Annotated in this window: 18 protein-coding genes; 14 read left to right on the top strand and 4 right to left on the bottom strand. The window is 71.1% G+C overall.

What is annotated here, in order from left to right:
• Window positions 1-172 precede the first annotated feature (172 nt).
• Together HUO13_RS36315 and HUO13_RS36310 are read left to right on the top strand one after the other, a co-directional pair.
• A complete protein-coding gene (locus HUO13_RS36315) occupies window positions 173-862 on the top strand; it encodes a GAP family protein (RefSeq protein ID WP_211899343.1) in 690 nt (229 codons plus the stop codon).
• Window positions 863-975: 113 nt separating this feature from the next.
• Window positions 976-1,401, top strand: coding sequence for a DUF1707 SHOCT-like domain-containing protein (locus HUO13_RS36310; RefSeq protein WP_211899342.1), 426 nt, complete (start codon window positions 976-978; stop codon window positions 1,399-1,401).
• On the opposite strand, the gene HUO13_RS36305 is transcribed toward HUO13_RS36310, so the two are convergent.
• On the bottom strand, window positions 1,398-2,405 hold the full coding sequence (locus HUO13_RS36305; RefSeq protein ID WP_211899341.1) for an LLM class flavin-dependent oxidoreductase: 1,008 nt from the start codon (window positions 2,403-2,405) through the stop codon (window positions 1,398-1,400). The two genes, HUO13_RS36310 and HUO13_RS36305, sit on opposite strands and share 4 nt — an antisense overlap.
• 83 nt (window positions 2,406-2,488) lie before the next feature.
• On the opposite strand from HUO13_RS36305, the gene HUO13_RS36300 reads away from it, so the two are divergent.
• On the top strand, window positions 2,489-3,127 hold the full coding sequence (locus HUO13_RS36300) for a TetR/AcrR family transcriptional regulator (protein ID WP_211899340.1): 639 nt from the start codon (window positions 2,489-2,491) through the stop codon (window positions 3,125-3,127).
• 26 nt (window positions 3,128-3,153) lie between these two features.
• Here HUO13_RS36300 and HUO13_RS36295 read toward each other — a convergent pair whose 3' ends face one another.
• A complete protein-coding gene (locus tag HUO13_RS36295; RefSeq protein ID WP_211899339.1) occupies window positions 3,154-3,654 on the bottom strand; it encodes a nuclear transport factor 2 family protein in 501 nt (166 codons plus the stop codon).
• Window positions 3,655-3,804: 150 nt separating this feature from the next.
• Here HUO13_RS36295 and HUO13_RS36290 point away from each other — a divergent pair, with 150 nt between their 5' ends.
• Entirely contained in the window at window positions 3,805-4,128 is a 324-nt protein-coding gene (locus HUO13_RS36290; protein WP_211899338.1) for a DMT family transporter, read from the top strand.
• On the top strand, window positions 4,125-4,730 hold the full coding sequence (locus HUO13_RS36285; RefSeq protein ID WP_211899337.1) for a TetR/AcrR family transcriptional regulator: 606 nt from the start codon (window positions 4,125-4,127) through the stop codon (window positions 4,728-4,730). Before HUO13_RS36290 ends, HUO13_RS36285 begins: the two co-directional genes overlap by 4 nt.
• Before the next feature lies 1 nt (window position 4,731).
• Here HUO13_RS36285 and HUO13_RS36280 read toward each other — a convergent pair whose 3' ends face one another.
• Window positions 4,732-6,129, bottom strand: a complete 1,398-nt coding sequence (locus HUO13_RS36280) for a purine-cytosine permease family protein (RefSeq protein ID WP_211899336.1) — start codon at window positions 6,127-6,129, stop codon at window positions 4,732-4,734.
• Between the two features lie 236 nt (window positions 6,130-6,365).
• Here HUO13_RS36280 and HUO13_RS36275 point away from each other — a divergent pair, with 236 nt between their 5' ends.
• The 5 genes from HUO13_RS36275 (at window position 6,366) to HUO13_RS36255 (ending at window position 11,665) form a co-directional block, all read left to right on the top strand.
• Complete coding sequence (locus tag HUO13_RS36275) at window positions 6,366-7,148, top strand: DUF4097 family beta strand repeat-containing protein (protein WP_211899335.1); 783 nt, start codon at window positions 6,366-6,368, stop codon at window positions 7,146-7,148.
• A 282-nt stretch (window positions 7,149-7,430) separates the two neighbouring features.
• Window positions 7,431-9,299, top strand: coding sequence for a molecular chaperone DnaK (gene dnaK / locus HUO13_RS36270; protein WP_211899334.1), 1,869 nt, complete (start codon window positions 7,431-7,433; stop codon window positions 9,297-9,299).
• A gap of 17 nt (window positions 9,300-9,316) precedes the next feature.
• A complete protein-coding gene (grpE, locus tag HUO13_RS36265; RefSeq protein WP_211899333.1) occupies window positions 9,317-9,997 on the top strand; it encodes a nucleotide exchange factor GrpE in 681 nt (226 codons plus the stop codon).
• A 24-nt stretch (window positions 9,998-10,021) separates the two neighbouring features.
• Window positions 10,022-11,200, top strand: a complete 1,179-nt coding sequence (gene dnaJ, locus HUO13_RS36260; RefSeq protein ID WP_211899332.1) for a molecular chaperone DnaJ — start codon at window positions 10,022-10,024, stop codon at window positions 11,198-11,200.
• A gap of 3 nt (window positions 11,201-11,203) precedes the next feature.
• Window positions 11,204-11,665, top strand: coding sequence for a heat shock protein transcriptional repressor HspR (locus HUO13_RS36255; RefSeq protein ID WP_282975526.1), 462 nt, complete (start codon window positions 11,204-11,206; stop codon window positions 11,663-11,665).
• A 478-nt stretch (window positions 11,666-12,143) separates the two neighbouring features.
• On the opposite strand, the gene HUO13_RS36250 is transcribed toward HUO13_RS36255, so the two are convergent.
• Window positions 12,144-13,247: an FAD-binding oxidoreductase gene (locus HUO13_RS36250; RefSeq protein ID WP_211899331.1), complete on the bottom strand. Its 1,104-nt coding sequence runs from the start codon at window positions 13,245-13,247 to the stop codon at window positions 12,144-12,146.
• Window positions 13,248-13,642: 395 nt separating this feature from the next.
• Here HUO13_RS36250 and HUO13_RS36245 point away from each other — a divergent pair, with 395 nt between their 5' ends.
• From HUO13_RS36245 to HUO13_RS36230, 4 genes are all read left to right on the top strand, one after another.
• Entirely contained in the window at window positions 13,643-14,488 is an 846-nt protein-coding gene (locus HUO13_RS36245; protein WP_432757806.1) for a pyridoxamine 5'-phosphate oxidase family protein, read from the top strand.
• Between the two features lie 231 nt (window positions 14,489-14,719).
• Window positions 14,720-15,211: a MarR family winged helix-turn-helix transcriptional regulator gene (locus HUO13_RS36240; RefSeq protein WP_211899330.1), complete on the top strand. Its 492-nt coding sequence runs from the start codon at window positions 14,720-14,722 to the stop codon at window positions 15,209-15,211.
• 576 nt (window positions 15,212-15,787) lie between these two features.
• Window positions 15,788-16,549, top strand: a complete 762-nt coding sequence (locus tag HUO13_RS36235) for a MarR family winged helix-turn-helix transcriptional regulator (RefSeq protein WP_211899329.1) — start codon at window positions 15,788-15,790, stop codon at window positions 16,547-16,549.
• Window positions 16,549-19,113 (top strand): MFS transporter, encoded by a 2,565-nt coding sequence (locus HUO13_RS36230; RefSeq protein ID WP_211899328.1) that lies wholly within the window; start codon window positions 16,549-16,551, stop codon window positions 19,111-19,113. The genes HUO13_RS36235 and HUO13_RS36230 overlap by 1 nt, the downstream gene beginning before the upstream one ends.

Raw genomic sequence — 19,113 nt, 5'->3', positions numbered from 1 at the left:
GGGAGCGTACGCCCTATTACTCGCCGGTAACCAGTGGGGCGGTGCTCTGTGGTGGGAACGCGGTGATTCTGCGAGGTTCGCTGGGTGAAAATCCAGCCCAAACTAACTGTGCAGTCGTACAGTTTTCTCGGTTACGATGGCTCCGCGACCGGAACTGGGGTTCGGAGGAAGCATGCCGTCGCTGCTGGGGTTCTATGGGTTGTCCCTGCTGGACGCCCTCAATCCGTCGGCACTCGTGGTCACGGTGCTGCTGCTGTTGCGCGGCGGTCCGTACCGGAAGCGGGTGGCCACATACGTGAGTGCGATATTCGCCACTTATCTCGTTCTGGGGGTCCTGATCTACTTCGGGCTCGACGGGGTGATGCGGCTGGCCGACAGCCTCGTCGTCGAGCGGGCCGGGTACGCCCTGGCCGCCGTGGGCGGCTCGGCGATGCTGCTCTACGCGCTGTTCCCGCCGAAGTCCGTGCGGGGCGGGGTGCGGATGCCGCAGCTGCCGGAGAACCTGCCGCTGCCGCTGGTGTTCACGGCGGGCCTCACGATCACCGTCGCCGAGTTCACCACCGCGCTGCCCTACCTCGGCGCCATCGGCGTGCTGCGCTCGCACACCGCCGACCCCGTGGCCGCAGTGCTGCTGCTGGTCAGCTACAACGCGATCTTCGTGCTGCCGCCGCTGCTGCTGATGGCGGGCTTCGCGGTGTTCGAGCCGCGCGTGCGGCCGAGGATGGAGGGCTGGCTCGCCCGGCGCCGGGAGAAGAAGGACGACACCTGGTTCTGGATCCTCGGCATCGTCGGCTTCCTGCTCGCCAGGGCCGGGATCGTGTACTGGGTGGGCGTCCTCGGTCTCCTCCCGCCCGCGAGCTGAAACCGTGGGGCACGAGGCGCCTGCTGGGTATCGTCGGTTGCGCACCGGTGACCGCCGGAGCGCTGGTTCGGTGGTTCCGGGTTCGGCCCGGCCATGCCTGGTGGGGGTCTCTGATGTCTGAGCCGGACTCGGTGCGCGCGTCCGACGCCGACCGCGAAGCGGTCGCCGAGCGGCTCCGCGCCGCCATGGGCGAGGGGCGCCTGGACCTCGCCGAGTACGACGAGCGGGTTCGCGCCGCTTACTCCGCGCGCACCTTGGCCGATCTCGTGCCGCTGACCGCCGACCTCCCCGCGCCGGCCCCGTCGAAGCAGCCGGCCGAGGTCGCAAGGAAGGAGCGCGAGCGCAAGAAGCTCGTCAAGGAGTGGCGTGACTGGGCGGGCATCTCCTTCATGCTCACCGGCATCTGGCTGGTGACCTGGCTGCCGTCGGGGCAGCCGTACTTCTTCTGGCCGATCTTCCCGATGGGCATCTGGGCCGTCGTGCTGGTAGCCGGGATGCTCTTCGGCGGCAAGGACGGCGGGGACGACGCCACGGCCTAGGCGGCCCGGGTGAAGACCTCCCGCGCTCGGCGGATGGTGTTCAGGGTCGCCGCGCGGGAGCCCGCGCCTTCGGGCATGAGCAGGACGCGGCCGACGCCCAGGGTTGCCGTCCGGTCGGCCAGCTGTGCTGCGCAGTCGGCGACGTCGCCGGCGACGTGGCAGTCCGCGAGCTTGGCCGCCTCGGCGCGGGCCTGCTCGGCGGTCGGGGCCGGGCGCGGCACCAGGGGTGTGACCAGCCGTGCGAGCTGGTGGTTCAGCTGCGCGATCCCGGTGGTCAGCAGCTCGCGCGCGGCCGGGGTGTCGTCGGCGACGGCGAAGTACGCCGAGTCGATGTTGTCCCGCGGGTCGAGCTGGTGACCGCAATCCGCCGCCGCGGCCGCGTGCTCGTCGAGCAGCGCGCGCTTCGTCCCCACGTCGACGAACGGGCTGAGCAGTACGGGCAACCCGCGCTCGCCCGCCATGCGCGCGGACTCCGCTGACGACGAGGCCAGCGCGAAGGGCGGGCCGGACCGCGCGGGTGCCGGCATCACCGCCACCTCGTCGAACCGGTACCGCTGCCCGCCTCCCTTCGCCCGCCCGTGCCGCAACGCGTCGTCGAGCAGCGCCACGGATTCGCCGATGTCGCGGAAGCCGGCCGGCCCGGTGCCGAGGATTTCCAGGTCCACCAGCGGTTGCCCGCGTCCGACGCCGAGCGTGAAGCGGTCGCCGGACAGGTGCTGCAGCACCGCGGCCTGTTCGGCGAGTGCGAGCGGGTGGTGGTTGGGCAGCACGGCCACCGCGGTGCCGACGTGCAGGTTCGTGCGGCCGAGGAGGAAAGCCGCCATGGTCAGCGCCGAGGAGTTCTGGGCCCGGGTGTTGAAGTGGTGCTCGGTCGTCCAGAGCTCGTGCCAGCCGTGCCGCTCGGCCTCGCGCGCGTAGTCCAGCGCCCACTCGAAGACCTCGCGACTGCCGGCATCGCTGCCGAACGAGTCGGTGAACAGGACGAGCCCGTACCGGGTGGTCATGTGCGCCTCCATTTTTCGTACTTGGGACGAAAAATGTAGCAGGAGGGGGCCGCCTGGTCGAGCGAGTGCGTTAGGTTCGGTGCGTGACCACCTCAGACGCCCCGCGGCGGCGCGGCAGGCCGCCGAAGCTGACCCGTCAAGCCGTCGTGGCGGCGGCGCTGGAGGTGCTCGACGAGTCGGGGCACGACGGGCTGACCATGCGCGCCGTCGCCGAGCGCCTCGGCGTGGGAAAGATGAGCCTGTACCACCACGTGGCCGACCGGGCGGAGCTGGAGCGGCTGGCCATCGAGCACCTGCTCGCCGAACTGCACGTGCCGGAGCCCTCGCTGCCGTGGCGGGAGCGGATCGCGGCGCTGGCGCACGGCGTTCGGGCGCTGGTGCGCAGGCACCCGAACGCCACGCCCCTGCTGGCGATGCGCGAGTACACCGACCCGGCGGCTCTGCGCCTGCCAGAGGCCGTGATGGCCGCGCTGCACGAGGCGGGCCTGCGCGGCGCGGAGGCGGCCGGAGGGGCGCGCCTGGTCTTCAGCTACGCGATCGGCTTCGCCCAGCTCGACCTCATCGGCTCACCTGATCCGGGTGCGTCTCCGATGGAGTCGCTGCCCGAGTCCGACTTCCCGCACGTCGTGGCGGGGGCCCGCGCGACCCGGCACCTCAGCCTGGACGCCCAGTTCGAGCTGGGCCTGCGCCCGCTGCTCGCGGGCCTGGCCCGCGCCGGGTAGGGCGGCCCCGGCGCGGGCGGGAAGCGTCAGGCGGCGTCGGTGACCCAGGGCGGCGGCGTGCCCTGCGTCCACTGCACCGCCAGCGACACCTCCCGGAAGCGCCAGCCGCCCCGCGTGCGCACCGCCTCGGCGGTGAAGCGCGCCCCGACGTCGAAGTGCGTGCCCGGCTGTTCGCCGCGCTGGTCGGTGGTCTCGCGCACGTGCACGTGGGTCATGATCGCGTTCCACCGCACGCGCGCCCGGTCGCCGTCGAGGTCGACGACGTGGTTGCCGGTCAGGTGCTGGGTCCGCTCGTACGGGGCCATGAGCGCGAGGCTGGACTCCTCGTAGCCCTCCAGCGTCCCGGCATCCCCCACCGGGTAGGAGAAGCGCACGTCGTCGGTGAACAACCCGGCCGCCGTCGCCGGGTCGAAGCGCCGCTCGTCGAGGCTCAGCGCGTAGCGGTCGACCAGCTCGCCGAGCTCGGCGCGGTCGGTCAGAACCCGGATCTGCGTGCGCAGCTCGGCGATCTCGTCATCCCTGGTCATTTCGGTCTCCCTGGTCGCGATCTCGTTCGCGCCGAAAGCCTGCGACCTCCAGTCGGCTAGAGGTCAAGTCGGCGGCGGGAGCGGTCCTGGGAGGCCGTATCCTGGACAAGTAGTGCGACCGTACAGGTTTTCGCGGGAAGGTGATGACAGGTGGCGTACCTGCTGTTGGCCGTGGCGATCCTCTCCGAGGTGACCGCGACGCTGTCGCTGAAGCTCTCCGAGGGGTTCAGCAAGCCGGTCCCCTCGGTCATGGTCGTCGTCGGCTACCTGGCCGCCTTCGCCGCGCTGGGCGCGGTGCTCAAGCTCGGCCTGCCGGTCGGCGTCGTCTACGCCATCTGGGCCGGTGCGGGCGTCGCGCTGGTGGCGGTCATCGGCGCGGTGTTCCTCGGCGAGACCATCACCGCGGTCCAGATCGGGGGTGTCGTGCTGATCGTCGGTGGTGTGCTCGCGCTCGAACTGGGAGGCGTGCATTGACCTCGCGGGCCCCGGAGACCGACGGGCGCCGCGCCAAGGGCGCGCGCAGGCGCCGCGCCATTGTCGACGCCACGCTGCGGGTCGTGGCCCGCGACGGCGTCGCGGGGGTGAGCCACCGCAACATCGCGCGCGAGGCCGGCGTGCCCGCGGCCTCGGTCGGCTACTACTTCGACAGCATCGACGACCTGCTGGTGGCGACGCTGCTCGACAGCGTCGAGGTGCTCATCGCGGAGATCGACCGGATGACCGGCGAGGTCGCGTCCAACGAGCAGTGGCCGGGGGCGGTGGCCCGGATGCTCGCCCGGATGATCGACGAGCACCGGGAACGCACCCTCGCCGAGTACGAGCTGTACCTGCTGGCCGCGCGCAGGCCGGCGCTGCGGCCCGCGGCGCGGCGCTGGATCGAGGTGGCGACCGGCTACGTCAACGGCGGGGAGGGCGGCGACCCGCCGGCGATGCGCGCGTTCTTCGCCACCATCGACGGTCTGATGATGCAGGCGCTGGTCGCCGACGAGCCGCCGACGGCGGAGGAGCTCGAAGCGTCCCTGCGCTACGTGATGCAGCCCGAGAGCTACCTGCGCTCGCTGGGCGTGATCTCGTGAGTCACTCCCTGGCGGCTGCCTCGGCGGTGGCGGTGCTGTGCACGCGGCGACGCATCGCCAGCCAGTAGATGAGCCCCGGCACCGCCAGCCCGAGCAGCCACGCGATGTCGGCGCCGCCGAGCCACGGCACCGCGAAACCGGTGAACACCTTCTCTACGTGCGAGAACGGGATCTGCACGAGGATGCCGAGCAGGTAGGCCACCAGCGCGGGCACGCACCAGCGCCCGTAGCGGCCGTCCGGGTCGTAGATCTCGTCGAGCGCGTACTTCTCCTTGCGCAGCAAGTAGAAGTCGACGAGGTTGATCGCGCTCCACGGGGTCAGGAAGTACAGCAGGAAGTGCAGGAACAGCACGAAGTTCGACAGGAAGTCGCCGCGTCCGAGAACCGCGATCGCACCGCCGGCGACGCCGACCAGCGCGATGTAGGCGATGCGCGTCGCCGGTGAAAGCTTCCTGGCCCCGCTGTTGAACGCGGTGAGCGTGGTGGCCACCGTCATGTAGCCGCCGTAGATGTTGAGGACGTTCACCGTGAACTTGCCCAGCGCGATGGCCAGCAGCAGCGGCAGCACCAGCGCCTCGCCGCCGAGCCCGACCACGTAGGCCACCTCGCGGCCCTTGAAGGCGTTGCCGGACACGGCGTAGGCCAGCGCGCCGAAGGACATCGCCCAGACCGCGCCGATCACCGTGCCCGCGTAGGTCCACCAGAACGTCGCGCGGATGGAGGTCGCCGACGGCAGGTAGCGGGAGGTGTCGGCGACGTAGGGCCCGAAGGTGAGCTGCCAGGAGGCGGTCAGCGACAGCGCGAGCAGGAACGCGGGGAAGTCGAGCTCGGCGCCGGCCAGGACCGCCGCGAAGTCGTGGCTGCCGAGCAGCCGGAACGTCAGGTACACGAACACCACGACCGACAGCAGCGACGCGATCCAGCCGAACCGGTGGATCAGCCGGTAGCCGACGATCGCGATCAGCGCCGACAGCCCGGCGTAGACCAGCACGCTCAGGTCCACCGGGAGGCCGGTGATCTCGGCCAGCGCCTGCCCGCCCAGCACGTTTCCGCTGGCGAAGTAGCCGAGGTACATCAGCACGACCAGCAGCAGCGGCAGCACCGCCCCGTGCACGCCGAACTGCGCCCGGCTCTGGATCATCTGCGGGATGCCGAGCTTGGGGCCCTGGGCCGCGTGCAACGCCATCGGGACCGCGCCGAGCGCGTTGCCCAGCGCGATCGCGACCAGCGCCCACAGCGGGTGCAGCCCGACCAGCACCGTCAGCGCTCCGGTCACCGCCGAGGTGATCTGCATGTTCGCGGCGAACCAGAGCGTGAACAGGATGCGCGGGCGCCCGTGCCGCTCGTCCTCCGGGACCGGGTCGATGGATCTGCGTTCGACTTCCAGGGATGTTGCCATTCCGCCTCCTCGGCGCTGCGCGTTGCGTTCCATTGGCGGGGGGACCACCCCGGTGAGCCAATGCCCGATCCGGAGCTGATGTCTGCGATCCAAGACTCCGGGGCGTGCGTTCGGCCGGTCCGCGGCCCCCGATCGGCGGCACCGGACCCGGGGACCGGATCAGGGGCGACCCCGATGTCCGGCCCTCGGGCCGGGCGTAAGTTCACTCCGGAGCGGATATGGGGGGGCGAAAAAGCATGGCCCGTGTGGGATTGGCGGTCGGTGGCGCGGCACTGGTGCTGCTGGGTGGAGCGGCGCTGGCCTGGGGGCAGTTCGGCGGTCAGGACCGGACGCGAACGGTGCCGGTGGACGGCGTCAGCGCTGTCGAGCTCCTCGAGGGTTCGGGTTCGGTCGCGGTCCGGTACGAGCCGGGAGCGCGCGGGGAGGTCCAGGAGCGGATCAGCTCGTCGGGCTTCTGGGGTGGCGGTGAGTCGCGGCTGCGGGTCGACGGCGGCAGGCTCGTGCTCGACACCAGCTGCGGCTGGAACTGCAGCGTCGACTACCAGGTGACCCTGCCCGCGCCCGTGCCGGTGACCGGCGAGCTCGGGTCGGGCGACCTCGAGGTGGCCGGGATGGCATCGGTCGACGCCAGGCTCGGCTCGGGCGGGGCGGACGTCCGGGACGTCGCCGGCGCGGTCTCGGTGGAGACCGGTTCGGGGTCGGTCTCGCTGGCCGGCCTCGGCGGCGACGTCGACGTGCGCACCGGCAGCGGCGGTGTGGACGGCCGGGAGCTGCGGGGCGGCCGGTTCCGCGCCGAGCTCAGCTCCGGGACCGTCGCGGCCGAGCTCACCGCACCGCAGGAGGTCGACGTCCGGACCAGCAGCGGCGGCATCGAGCTCGAGGTGCCGCAGGGGGCGTACCGCGTGCGCGCCGACACCGGCAGCGGCGGCGAGGAGATCGACGTGACCCAGGACCCGAACGCGCCCCGGAGCCTGGAGCTCTCCACGGGCAGCGGGTCCATCCAGGTCGTGCCCAGCTGACGACCGCGCCCACCCCGCGCCCGGTGCCGCCGGGCGCGGGGTGGGCGCGCGCCGGTGTCCTCCGGCGGCCTCGGCGGGTACCCGGACCAGCGAACACCCGTGCGGGAGCGGCCGCCGGGAACTCGAACACCTGCTCAGCCGTTGTCGAGGCAGAAAGCTTGAGTGTGACCGGCTCAACCGGCGTTTGACGAGACGCGGTCGGGCTCGGTAAAACTTGAGTCAGCAAGGCTCAAGGGCTGATCATGTCCTGGGCGTACTGGCAATGAGCAGGAGGAACCATCCATGGCGCGAGCGGTCGGTATCGACCTGGGGACGACCAACTCCGTCGTTTCCGTCCTGGAGGGCGGTGAGTCGACGGTTATCGCCAACTCCGAGGGCTCGCGGACCACGCCGTCGATCGTGGCCTTCGCGAAGAACGGTGAGATCCTGACCGGTCAGCCCGCCAAGAACCAGGCGGTGACCAACGTGGATCGCACGATCCGGTCGGTCAAGCGGCACATGGGCACCGACTGGAAGAACACGATCGACGACAAGGCCTACACGCCGCAGGAGATCTCCGCGCGCGTGCTGATGAAGCTCAAGCGCGACGCCGAGTCGTACCTGGGCGAGGACGTCACCGACGCGGTCATCACGGTCCCGGCCTACTTCGAGGACGCCCAGCGGCAGGCGACCAAGGAGGCCGGCCAGATCGCGGGCCTGAACGTGCTGCGGATCGTCAACGAGCCGACGGCGGCGGCGCTGGCCTACGGGCTGGACAAGGGCGAGAAGGAGCAGACCATCCTGGTCTTCGACCTGGGTGGCGGCACCTTCGACGTGTCGTTGCTGGAGATCGGCGAGGGCGTGGTCGAGGTCCGGGCCACCAGCGGTGACAACCACCTCGGTGGTGACGACTGGGACGAGCGCATCGTCGAGTGGCTGGTCGAGAAGTTCAAGTCCTCGAACGGGATCGACCTGACCAAGGACAAGATGGCGCTCCAGCGGATCAAGGAAGCCGCCGAGAAGGCCAAGATCGAGCTGTCCTCGTCGTCGACGGCCAACATCAACCTGCCCTACATCACGGTCGACTCGGACAAGAACCCGATGTTCCTGGACGAGACGCTGTCGCGGGCCGAGTTCCAGCGCATCAGCTCCGATCTGCTGGAGCGCACGCGCAAGCCGTTCGAGGCGGTCATCCGCGACGCGGGCATCAAGGTCGGCGACATCGACCACGTGGTACTGGTCGGCGGCTCGACCCGGATGCCCGCGGTGAGCGACCTGGTCAAGGAGCTGACCGGCGGCAAGGAGCCGAACAAGGGCGTCAACCCCGACGAGGTCGTCGCGGTCGGCGCGGCGCTGCAGGCGGGTGTGCTGCGCGGTGAGGTCAAGGACGTCCTGCTGCTGGACGTCACGCCGCTGTCCCTGGGCATCGAGACCAAGGGCGGCATCATGACCAAGCTGATCGAGCGCAACACCACCATCCCGACCAAGCGCTCGGAGACCTTCACCACCGCCGACGACAACCAGCCGTCGGTGCAGATCCAGGTGTTCCAGGGCGAGCGCGAGATCGCCGCGCACAACAAGAAGCTCGGCATGTTCGAGCTGACCGGGCTGCCCCCGGCGCCGCGCGGCGTGCCGCAGATCGAGGTCTCGTTCGACATCGACGCCAACGGCATCGTGCACGTCAACGCCAAGGACCTGGGCACCGGCAAGGAGCAGTCGATGACGATCACGGGCGGCTCGGCGCTGCCCAAGGACGACATCGACCGCATGGTCAAGGACGCCGAGGCCCACGCGGAGGAGGACAAGAAGCGCCGCGAGGAGGCCGAGGCCCGCAACCAGGCGGAGACGCTGGTCTACCAGACCGAGAAGGTCCTCAAGGACAACGACGAGAAGCTGCCGCAGGACGCCAAGGACAAGGTCAAGGCCGCCATCGACGAGGTCAACGAGTCGCTGAAGGGCGAGGACGTCTCGGCGATCAAGACCGCGGTCGAGAAGCTGGCCACCGAGTCGCAGGCCCTGGGCCAGGCCCTCTACGCCGACGCCGGTGCCGGCGCCGCCGGGGCCGACGCGGGTGCCGGTGAGGGTGCCGCGGGCGCTTCGGGCTCGGCCAAGGCCGACGACGACGTGGTGGACGCCGAGATCGTCGACGACGAGGACGAGAAGAAGAAGTGACGTCGGACAGGCCAGAGATGTCGCGGAACGAGGGTGAGCAGGAGCCGGTAGTGGTCAGGGATCGGCGCCGGATCGACCCGGAGACCGGCCAGCGCCGGACTCCGGCACCGGCCGAGAGCGAACCGAAGGTCGCCGGAAGCATCTCCGGGACGCTCGACGACGAAATCGCCGAAGCCGAAGCCGTCGTCGAAGAGGTCCCGTCGTCGGGCCTGCAGCAGCAGGTCGACGAGCTGACCAGCGACCTCAAGCGGGTCACCGCGGAGTACGCGAACTACCGCAAGCGGGTGGAACGCGACCGCGAGGCCGTGATCGAGGCCGCGAAGGCGTCGGTCGCGGGCGACCTGCTCACGGTGCTCGACGACGTCGAGCGCGCTGAGTCCCACGGCGACCTCAACGGAGCTTTCAAGGCCGTCGCCGACAAGCTCATCGGGTCGCTGAACGGGGCCGGGCTGGCGCCCTTCGGCCAGGAGGGCGACGAGTTCGACCCGTCGGTGCACGAGGCCGTGCAGCACAGCACGTCGCCGGAGGTCTCCGGGCCGACGGTGACCGCCGTGCTGCGGCGCGGCTACCGGTTCGGCGACCGGGTGCTGCGGCCCGCGATGGTCGCGGTCACCGACCACGAGCCGGGCGAGCAGCCCGCGGAGTCGGCGGCGGGTGAGCAGGCGCAGTCCGGTGAGAAGTCGGCAGACCAAGGTTGATACGAGCGGGAGGAGGGGCGTCCAGTGAGTGCCAGGGAATGGCTCGACAAGGATTTCTACGCCGAGCTGGGCGTCTCTTCCGACGCTTCGGCTGACGAGATCAAGAAGTCCTACCGGAAGCTGGCGCGGGAGAACCACCCCGACGCCAACCCCGGTAACAGCAGGGCCGAAGCCAAGTTCAAGGCCGTTTCCGAGGCGTACGGCGTGCTCTCCGACCCGGAGAAGCGCAAGCAGTACGACGAGGCCCGCAGGCTGTTCGGTGCCGGCTTCGGCAGCGGCCAGGGCGGAGGCGGCTTCGGCGGCTTCGGCGCCGGTACCGGAACCGGAACCGGCGGCTTCGACCTCGGCGACCTCTTCGGCGGCGCGCAGGCCGGCGGTGGCATCGGCGACCTCTTCGGCGGCCTGTTCGGCAACCGCCGCGGCGGCGCCACGTCGGCCAACCGCCCCCGGCGCGGCGCCGACGTCGAGACCGAGGTGACCATCGACTTCACCGAGTCGGTGCGCGGCGCGACCGTGCCGCTGCGCCTGTCGAGCCCGGCGACGTGCGTGACCTGCCACGGGTCGGGCGCGCGTCCCGGCACCCGGCCCCGCAGTTGCTCGACCTGCGCGGGGGCGGGGCTCGTGACGCGCAACCAGGGCGCCTTCGCGTTCAGCGAGCCGTGCCCGGACTGCCGCGGACGCGGGCAGATCATCGACGACCCGTGCCCGGAGTGCCGGGGCGAGGGAGTCAGCACCCGCACCCGCACCCTGACCGTCCGCATCCCGCAGGGCGTCTCCGACGGCCAGCGGATCCGGCTGGCCGGCCAGGGCGAGCCGGGCAGGCACGGGGCCGCGGCCGGAGACCTGTACGTGGTGGTGCACGTCAACCCGCACCGGGTGTTCGGCCGGTCCGGCAACGACCTCACGATCACCATTCCGGTGACCTTCCCCGAACTCACCCTGGGAACCACGTTGACGGTGCCCACGCTGGACGGCAAGGTCTCCTTGAAGGTCCAGCCCGGCACCAGCAGCGGCCGCACTTTGCGGGTCCGCGGCAAGGGCGTGGAGGGCAAGAGCGGCACCCGAGGGGATCTCCTGGTGACCCTGCAGGTCGCCGTTCCGTCCAAACTGGACGGCAAGGCGGAGGACGCGTTGCGCGCGTACGCGGAGGCGACCGCGGATCACGACCCTCGCGGGGACCTCGACGAGCTGCTCGGGAGGTAAGGCATGACCAGCGGTCGGAGTCGGGCGAAGCTGAGCATGACGGTCGGGTTCCCACCGGGTGCCAACGAGGACACGCCGGTCTTCGTGATCTCGGTGGCCGCCGAGCTGTCCGGGCTGCACGCCCAGACGCTGCGCAGCTACGACCGACTCGGGCTGGTCTCGCCCGGACGGACCGCGGCGGGCGGGCGCCGGTACTCGGCGCGTGACATCGCCCTGCTGCGCGAGGTCCAGCGGCTCTCCCAGGAGGAGGGCGTCAACCTCGCGGGCATCAAGCGCATCATCGAACTGGAGAACGAGGTCGATGCCCTGCGCGAGAAGGTGCAGGAGCTGATGACCGAGGTCGCCGCGGCGCACGCCGCCGCGGAGCAGGCGGCGGCGCAGGTGCACGCCTCGTACCGCCGGGACCTCGTCCCGGTTCGCCAGGAAACCGCGCTGGTCGTCTGGAAGCCCGACCGCAGGCGCTGAGCCAGCCGTGCCGTGCCGCCCCCCGCGTGGGGCGGCACGGTCACGTGGGGCACAGGGTCAGGAGCGGGCTCGGCAGGACTGGCCGGGCTGGCGATGACGGCCGGACCTGGCGATGACGGCGGGAGCCGGCGATGACGGCCCGGGCGGCGGTTGGGGCCGGATGCGTGTCCGGAGATCGGCAATGAGATCGGACTCTGATCGGCCTCTGGTCGAGAGTCCTAAATAGACAATTGGTGCGGCGTGTGTGCCGCACTCAAGCCGGTGCGACTACCGGTGACACGGCGCGGACCAGCGGTCCCCCGTGGCGTGGGCTGTCAACGGCCCGCGGCGCGGCAGCGCCCGGCCCGGTCCGCGACCACGATGTCGCTGAGATCGCCCGGGGTGGCCTGTCCGTACCCGCGATTTGCTCTGCCCAGGACGCCTGCCGGGACGTCGGGCCTCCCTGCGACGGCCCCCGCGTTGCTCGCGACGCCCCTGCTCAGTCCAGCGTGAACGGGTCGTACTGGATGTGGTCGAGCGGCGTGCCCGCTACCAGCATCCGCGACACGGTCGCGCGGATCATCGCCGGCGAGCCGCCGACCAGCACGTCGCGTTCCGACCATGCGCCGTAGCGGGTCACCACGTCGGCGAGCGTGCCGTGCTCGGCGCCTACGGCGCCCGGGTCGTTCTCCAGCACCGGGGTCACCGTCAGCCACGGGTTGCTCATCGCGACGCGCTGGAGGCCCTCGAGGTCGTAGAGGTCGTCGCGGTTGCGTCCGCCGTAGAAGAGCTGCACGCGCGGGTTGTCGCCGTACTGGGCGAGGTCGTCGATGATCGCGCGCATCGGCGTCAGGCCGGTGCCTCCGGCGATCATCAGCACGTCCCGGTCGCGCTGGCGGTCCACACCGAGGCGCCCCATCGGGGAACCGATGCGCCAGACGTCGCCCGGCCGGGCGTGACCGACCAGCGCGCGGCTGACCCAGCCGCCCTCCACGGACTTGATGTGGAACTCCATGGTGCCGTCCTCACTCGGCGCGTTGGCCGGTGTGAGGTAGCGCCACAGCCGCGGGCGCTGCGGAACCTCGACGCTCACGTACTGCCCGGGCTGGTAGGGCACCGGGTGGTCGGGCTGCACGCGCACGATCGCGACGTCCCAGCTCAGCCGCTCGTGGTGCACGATCTCGCCGTTGTACCAGGCGGGGCCCTCGTCGGCGGCCGCCGCTTCGGTCATCGCCGAGGCCATCACGGTGTAGGCCTCGGCCCATGCGCGCTCGACCTCGTCGGTCCACGACGAGCCCGCGTGCTTCTTGATCGAGGCCAGCAGCGCGGTCCCCACCGCCTCGTAGTGCGCGGAGACCACGCCGAACTTGCGGTGGTCCCGGCCGAGCTGGTGCAGGAACGGCAGCAGGTCGTCGGGGCGGTCCACCATCTGGATCACGTGGACGAGCGCGCGCAGCAACCGGCTGCGCTGCACCTCCATGTTCACCGCGAACAGGTCGCGGGTGGCCGGGGAGAGGCTGAAGAGCATTCCGTAGAAGAACCTGGCCACGTCATCGGCCTGCGGCTCCACTTCGGCCCAGCTCTCGCGGATCAGGCGGACCATCTGGCTGACCCCGGGAGATGGCTCGCGGTTCGGGGGAGGACCGGGGCTCAGTACGGCGTTCGCTGTCATGGTTCGGGCGCAGTCTTCTCCACGTAGGCGGTCGCACCGTTCGGGCACGTCGCTGTCGGCCAAGCGTCCCCCGACTAGGGGGGACCCTAACGTGTCCGCTGTGCCGCGTGCGCCTTGATGGCACTTTTGAGTGCATTTTAACTACATCTTGTTGATATTCCGGCTCTCCGTCGGGCGAACCTGGTAGCCGTCGCTGTTCGAACGAAGCGAGGCGTGACACGGTGAGGCGCGTGATCCCCGACCACTTACCCCCGGCCGGCCGTTTGCGTCCCCCGACCGGCCCATCGCATCCCCCGACCGGCTCCGTGCGATCCACGACGGGAGCAGTGCGCACCGCTGCCGGCCCGCTGCGTACCCCGGCCGGAACCGTGTTCCCGCAGCTCACCCCGAGCGGCACCGCCGACGACGACCTGCTGGAGCTTGAGCTCGCCGACCCGCCGTCCGCGCGGTCGTCCCAACCGGAACCGACGCTCGCGAAGGCGGACTCCCCGAACCGCTCCGACGACCCGAACGACCCCTTCACGGAGGGTCACCAGGGCGCTGCGCTGCCCGGGTCGGCGGGCGAGCACCTGCTCCAGTGCGCCTACGGCACCGCCAAGCGCGCCCGGCGCTTCTACGACGACCAGGTCCTCGACCACCTGAACCCGCAGATGAAGGAGTTCATCTCCCGGATGGAGATGGCCTTCGTGGCCACCTCCGACTCGCGCGGCGACTGCGACTCCAGCCTGCGCGCCGGTCCCCCCGGCTTCATCGAGGTGCTCGACGACCGGCACATCGCCTACCCCGAGTACCGGGGCAACGGCGTGATGGCCAGCCTCGGCAACATCAGTGAGAATCCGCACATCGGAATCCTGATGGTCGACTTCGTGTCCGACCTGATCGGCCTGCACGTCAACGGCAGGGCCCGCATCGTCGAGGACCCGGACCTGCGGGTCATCCACCCGGCACTGCCCGCGGAGTTCGACCGCGGTCGCACGCCCGAGCGGTGGGTGGTCGTGCAGGTCGAGGAGTCCTACGTGCACTGCCGCAAGCACATCCCGCGGATGGCTCCGGTCGTGCGGCAGCGGAGCTGGGGCACCGACGACATCAAGCGCAAGGGTGGCGACTACTTCGAGGCGAGGGGCACGCCCCGGCCGTGGCACCCCGCCGACGCCGAGGTCGGCGCGAGCTAGGCGACGCGGACGGCGGGTCCGGGGCCTGGCTGCGTCCGGCGGGACGGGCGATGGGACGGTGGGCTTCCCGCAACGACCGGCCCTTCCCGCTCGGCGGGATGTGCCTCTTCGCTCGAAGGGATCAGGGCCACGACCTGCCCAAGCCAGACATTTCGCAAGATACTGTCACCGGGGTCGCCGTGCGGGTGACCCCGGTCGGCGGAGCGCGCGAGCGCGGACGGTAGGAGAGTCGTGATCGAGCAGGAACAGGCCGGTGCTGCCGGCTCCGCCGGTGGCGTGCGGGACGAGGGCATCGACCGGCGCACGGCGGCCGAGTCCATCGAACGCGAGCTCGTGATGATGTTCCGCCGGGCGCGCAACGTGTCGAGCATGGTCGCCGAGCAGGTGCACCCGGACCTCGACCCGGCCTCCTACAGCCTGCTGCTGATGGTCGACGAGCACGGGCCGCTGCGGGGCATGGACGTCGCCGACCGCACGCGGCTCGACAAGTCCACGGTCAGCAGGCAGATCGCGACGCTGGTGGAGCTGAACCTGCTGGAGCGGGTGCCCGACCCCGACGACGGCCGGGCCCGGCGCATACAGCTCTCGGAGCTGGGGCGCGCCCGCCTGGAGCAGGTCCGCAACCAGCGGCGCAAGCACCTGCACGGCCAGTTCGCGAGCTGGACCACGCAGGACCTCAAGGACATGGCCCGGCTGCTGAACAAGCTCAACGGCATGATGTGACCCGCTGACGGCCGAGCGGGACGGGGCCTTGAGGTCCCGCGACCTGCGGTGACTCGCGGACGTCGTGGCGGCAACCCGCTGCGCGGCCCTCGCGGTCAGGGCATGAATTCGGCGGTTAGGGCGCACACGTCTCGGCTGCTGGCTCACGGCTTGGCTGGCGGCTCACGGCTCGGCTGCTGCCGCATGGCTCGGCTGCTGCCGCATGGCTTGGCCGGCGGCGCATGGCTCGGCTGGCGGCGCACGCCTTGGCTGCTGCCGTGCGACTTGGCTGGCGGCGCACGGCTAGAGGGAGCTGGCGCGCGGCTTCGCCTGGTGGCGCGCAGCCACGGCCGCCTGCTGGCGAAGCACAGGCTCCGGCTGTCCGCACGTGGGTCCGGCTGTCGGTGCGGGGTCCGGCTGTCTGCACGTGGGTCCGGCTGTCGGTGCGGGGTCCGGCTGTCTGCACGTGGGTCCGGCAGGGGTCCCTCCTCTCCCCGATCTTGATCTGCCTCACACGGCAATCTTTCGCCGCACATCAAGTTGCCTAACGCAACTAACCTTTGTATAGTTGCCTCGAGCAACTAAAGGGATGTAGCCATGGGACCCACGCCTGAACTCTGCAGCGAGCTGCTGCGCCCGCTGCGCTTCCTGATCGGCCTCAAGCACGTGGCGTTGCAGAAGGGCTTCCAGTTCAACGACGAAGTGCCCTACGCCGCGACCGGCCTGCTGGCCGAGCTCGTCCACCGCGGCGAGTGCCGGGCCTCCGACCTCGCCCAGCACCGGGTCGTCGACGCCTCGGTGGTCAGCAGGCAGGTGCACCAGCTCGAACAGGCCGGGATGATCACGCGCCGCCCCGACCCCGACGACCGGCGGGTCTCGCTGCTGCGCGCGACGGCCGACGGCGAGCGCGCGCTCGCCGCGCTGGAGCGCCGCAAGGCCGAGTGGCTCAGCCGGGCACTGAGCGAGTGGGACGACGACGCCGTCCGGCAGCTGGCCGATCTCCTGTCGACGGCGGCGAACGACCTGCACCGCGCGGCCCACGCGCAGGAGGAGGTATCGGCGGACGCGCGGCGGGTCGCCGAGCCGTCCGCCGCCGCGAAGCCCGCGCCCACCGCTGCTGAGCCAGCACCCGAACGGCCCGCAGTCCAGCGGCACGCGCCAGAGCGGACCACGCCTGCGCGGGACGCACCCGAACGGCCCTCGGTCCAACAGCCCACAGCCGAGCAGCCCACAGCCGAGCAGCCCACACCCGAGCGGGCTGCACCCCAGCAGCCCGCCCCCGCACAGCCCGTGCCCGAACACCACGCGCAGACCGCGACGCCCGCGCCCGCGGCGCGCACGACGACGGAAGGAGCCTGATGACAAGCTCGACGATCCGGCACGCGGCCCCCGAGCGGGTCGCGCCCGCGCAGGCGGACGGGACGTCCGAGCCGATGACCCACCGGCAGATCATGGAGGCGATGTCGGGCCTGATGCTGGCCCTGCTGGTCGCCATCCTCAGCTCGACCATCGTGTCCAACGCGCTGCCGCGCATCCTCGCCGACCTCGACGGCAGCCAGAGCCAGTACACCTGGGTCGTCACCGCGATGCTGCTGACCTCGACCGCGAGCACGCCGATCTGGGGCAAGCTCTCCGACCTGTTCAGCAAGAAGGCGCTCTACCAGCTCGCCATCACGATCTTCACGGTCGGCTCGGTGCTCGGCGGCTTCGCGCAGTCGATGCCGATGCTGATCGGCTTCCGCGCGGTGCAGGGCATCGGCATGGGCGGGCTGCAGGCGCTGATCCAGGTCGTGATCGCCGCGATGGTCTCGCCGCGCGAGCGCGGCCGCTACAGCGGCTACATCGGTGCGACCTTCGCGGTGGCCACGGTCAGCGGACCGCTGGTCGGCGGCCTCATCGTCGACACCCCGTGGCTGGGCTGGCGCTGGTGCTTCTGGGTCACGGTGCCGATCGCGGTCATCGCGTTCGTCGTCCTGGGCCGCACGCTGAAGCTGCCGGTCGTCAAGCGCCCCATCAAGATCGACTGGTTCGGCGCGCTGTTCCTCGTCGGCGGCGTGAGCCTGCTGCTGGTCTGGGTGTCGATGGCGGGCAAGCAGTTCGCCTGGGCCTCGCCGGAGACCGCCGCCCTCGTCGGTGGCGGCGTTGCCGCGCTGGTCGTCGCGGTGATCATCGAGAGCAGGGTCGGCGAGCCGATCGTGCCGCTGCGGATGTTCGCCAACGGCACCGTCACCCTGGCCACGATCGGCACCGTCGCGGTCGGTACGGCGATGTTCGGCGGCGCGGTCTTCCTGGGCCAGTACTTCCAGATCGCGCGCAGCTTCAGCCCCACCCATGCCGGTCTGATGACGCTGCCGATGGTCGGCGGGCTGTTCCTGTCCTCGACGATCTCGGGCCAGGTCATCTCCCGCCGCACCGGGCGCATCAAGCCGTTCCTGGTCGGCGGCGGCATCGTGCTGGTGGCCGGGATGGCGCTGCTGAGCACGATCGACCACGAGACGAACCTGGTGCTGGTCGGCTGCTACCTGGCCATGATGGGCATCGGCGTCGGCGCGCTGATGCAGAACCTCGTGCTGGCGGTGCAGAACACCACCGACAGCCGGGACATGGGGTCGGTCACCTCGGTCGTGACGTTCTTCCGGACGCTGGGCGGCTCGGCGGGGGTCTCGGTGCTGGGCGCGATCCTCGCGACCCGCGTCTCGGACTACATCGTGGAGGGGCTGGCAGGCACGCCCGGCGCCGCCCACGCGGGCGGAGGCGGCTCGCTCGACATCGACTCGCTGCCCGCGCCCGTGCAGGTCGTGGTCCGGGCCGCCTACGGCGACGCGATCGGGGACATCTTCCTCGTGTCCGCGTGCATCTCCGTGGTGACGCTGCTAGCTGTGCTGTTCATCAAGGAGGTCCCGCTGCGCACCACGGTTGATTCACAGCCCGCGCGGGGGGCTGTGGACAACTCCGCCGAAGCTGTGGACAAGTCGGTGGAAACCGGTGCGCACGAGTCCGCCGCCACCAGCGGCTATCCCCAGGTTGGGGGTGTGCGCGAAGGCACTGTGCACAGCCGCCGCGAACCTGTGGACAACTCTGTGAACAACGGGTCCGATGCCTGGTCAGAGCCGGTGAGGCCGCGGCCGTACACCACCGAAGGAGTGCAGTTGACGGGAATCCTCGACGATCTCCACCTACACGGTTCGGTGACAGACGCCTCCGGCGCTCCGGTCGAGGGCGTGGTGCTCACCCTCACCGACTCCAGCGGGCGCCAGGCGGGCCGGGTGCGCACCTCGGGCGACGGCCGCTACCGCCTCGAGGTCCCGCACGGCGGCAGCTACGTGCTGATCGCCTCCGGCGGCAGCTACCAGCCGACCGCGTCGATGGTCGTGATCGGCGACCGGCCGGTGTCCCACGACGTGCGGATGTTCGGCGCGGGCGGGGTCGCCGGCGTGGTGCGGGCCGGCGCGCGGGAGGTCTCCGGCGCGATGGTGCTGCTCACCGACGTCCGGGGCGAGGTCATCGGCTCCTGCGCCACCGGCGAGGGCGGCCGGTACGTGTTCGGCGGTCTGGTCGGCGGCATGTACGCGCTGACGGTCACCGCCGACGGATATCGCCCGACGGCGACCTCGGTCCACGTCGACGACGGCGAGCAGGTGCAGCTCGACGTGGCGTTGCAGGCCGGTACGACGCTCAGCGGCGTGGTGCGGGCCCCCGGGCTCGACGCCCCGGTGCCCGACGCCAGGGTCACCCTGCTGGACGCCGACGGCGTGGTCGTCGCGGCGGCCACCACCGGTGCCGACGGCGGCTACGAGTTCACCGACCTGCCGGAGGGCGAGTACACCGTCATCGCCACCGGCTATCCGCCGGTCGCGTCGTCTCTGCGCGTCGCGGGCGAGCAGGTCGCCCACGACGTCGAGCTGGGCCACCCCGGGAACTGA

The organism is Saccharopolyspora erythraea, assembly GCF_018141105.1.
In the GTDB taxonomy this organism is placed as follows: Bacteria; Actinomycetota; Actinomycetes; order Mycobacteriales; family Pseudonocardiaceae; genus Saccharopolyspora_D; species Saccharopolyspora_D erythraea_A.
This window is presented reverse-complemented; position numbering and strand designations above follow the sequence as displayed.

Excerpts from the sequence above, each read along its gene's own strand:
- HUO13_RS36230 (WP_211899328.1), top strand. The coding sequence starts at position 16,549 with ATGACAAGCTCGACGATCCGGCACGCGGCCCCCGAGCGGGTCGCGCCC.
- grpE (WP_211899333.1), top strand. The coding sequence starts at position 9,317 with ATGTCGCGGAACGAGGGTGAGCAGGAGCCGGTAGTGGTCAGGGATCGG.
- HUO13_RS36275 (WP_211899335.1), top strand. The coding sequence starts at position 6,366 with ATGGCCCGTGTGGGATTGGCGGTCGGTGGCGCGGCACTGGTGCTGCTG.
- dnaK (WP_211899334.1), top strand. The coding sequence starts at position 7,431 with ATGGCGCGAGCGGTCGGTATCGACCTGGGGACGACCAACTCCGTCGTT.
- HUO13_RS36250 (WP_211899331.1), bottom strand. The coding sequence starts at position 13,247 with ATGGTCCGCCTGATCCGCGAGAGCTGGGCCGAAGTGGAGCCGCAGGCC.
- HUO13_RS36295 (WP_211899339.1), bottom strand. The coding sequence starts at position 3,654 with ATGACCAGGGATGACGAGATCGCCGAGCTGCGCACGCAGATCCGGGTT.
- HUO13_RS36280 (WP_211899336.1), bottom strand. The coding sequence starts at position 6,129 with ATGGCAACATCCCTGGAAGTCGAACGCAGATCCATCGACCCGGTCCCG.
- HUO13_RS36305 (WP_211899341.1), bottom strand. The coding sequence starts at position 2,405 with ATGACCACCCGGTACGGGCTCGTCCTGTTCACCGACTCGTTCGGCAGC.
- HUO13_RS36310 (WP_211899342.1), top strand. The coding sequence starts at position 976 with ATGTCTGAGCCGGACTCGGTGCGCGCGTCCGACGCCGACCGCGAAGCG.
- HUO13_RS36235 (WP_211899329.1), top strand. The coding sequence starts at position 15,788 with ATGGGACCCACGCCTGAACTCTGCAGCGAGCTGCTGCGCCCGCTGCGC.
- HUO13_RS36315 (WP_211899343.1), top strand. The coding sequence starts at position 173 with ATGCCGTCGCTGCTGGGGTTCTATGGGTTGTCCCTGCTGGACGCCCTC.
- HUO13_RS36255 (WP_282975526.1), top strand. The coding sequence starts at position 11,204 with ATGACCAGCGGTCGGAGTCGGGCGAAGCTGAGCATGACGGTCGGGTTC.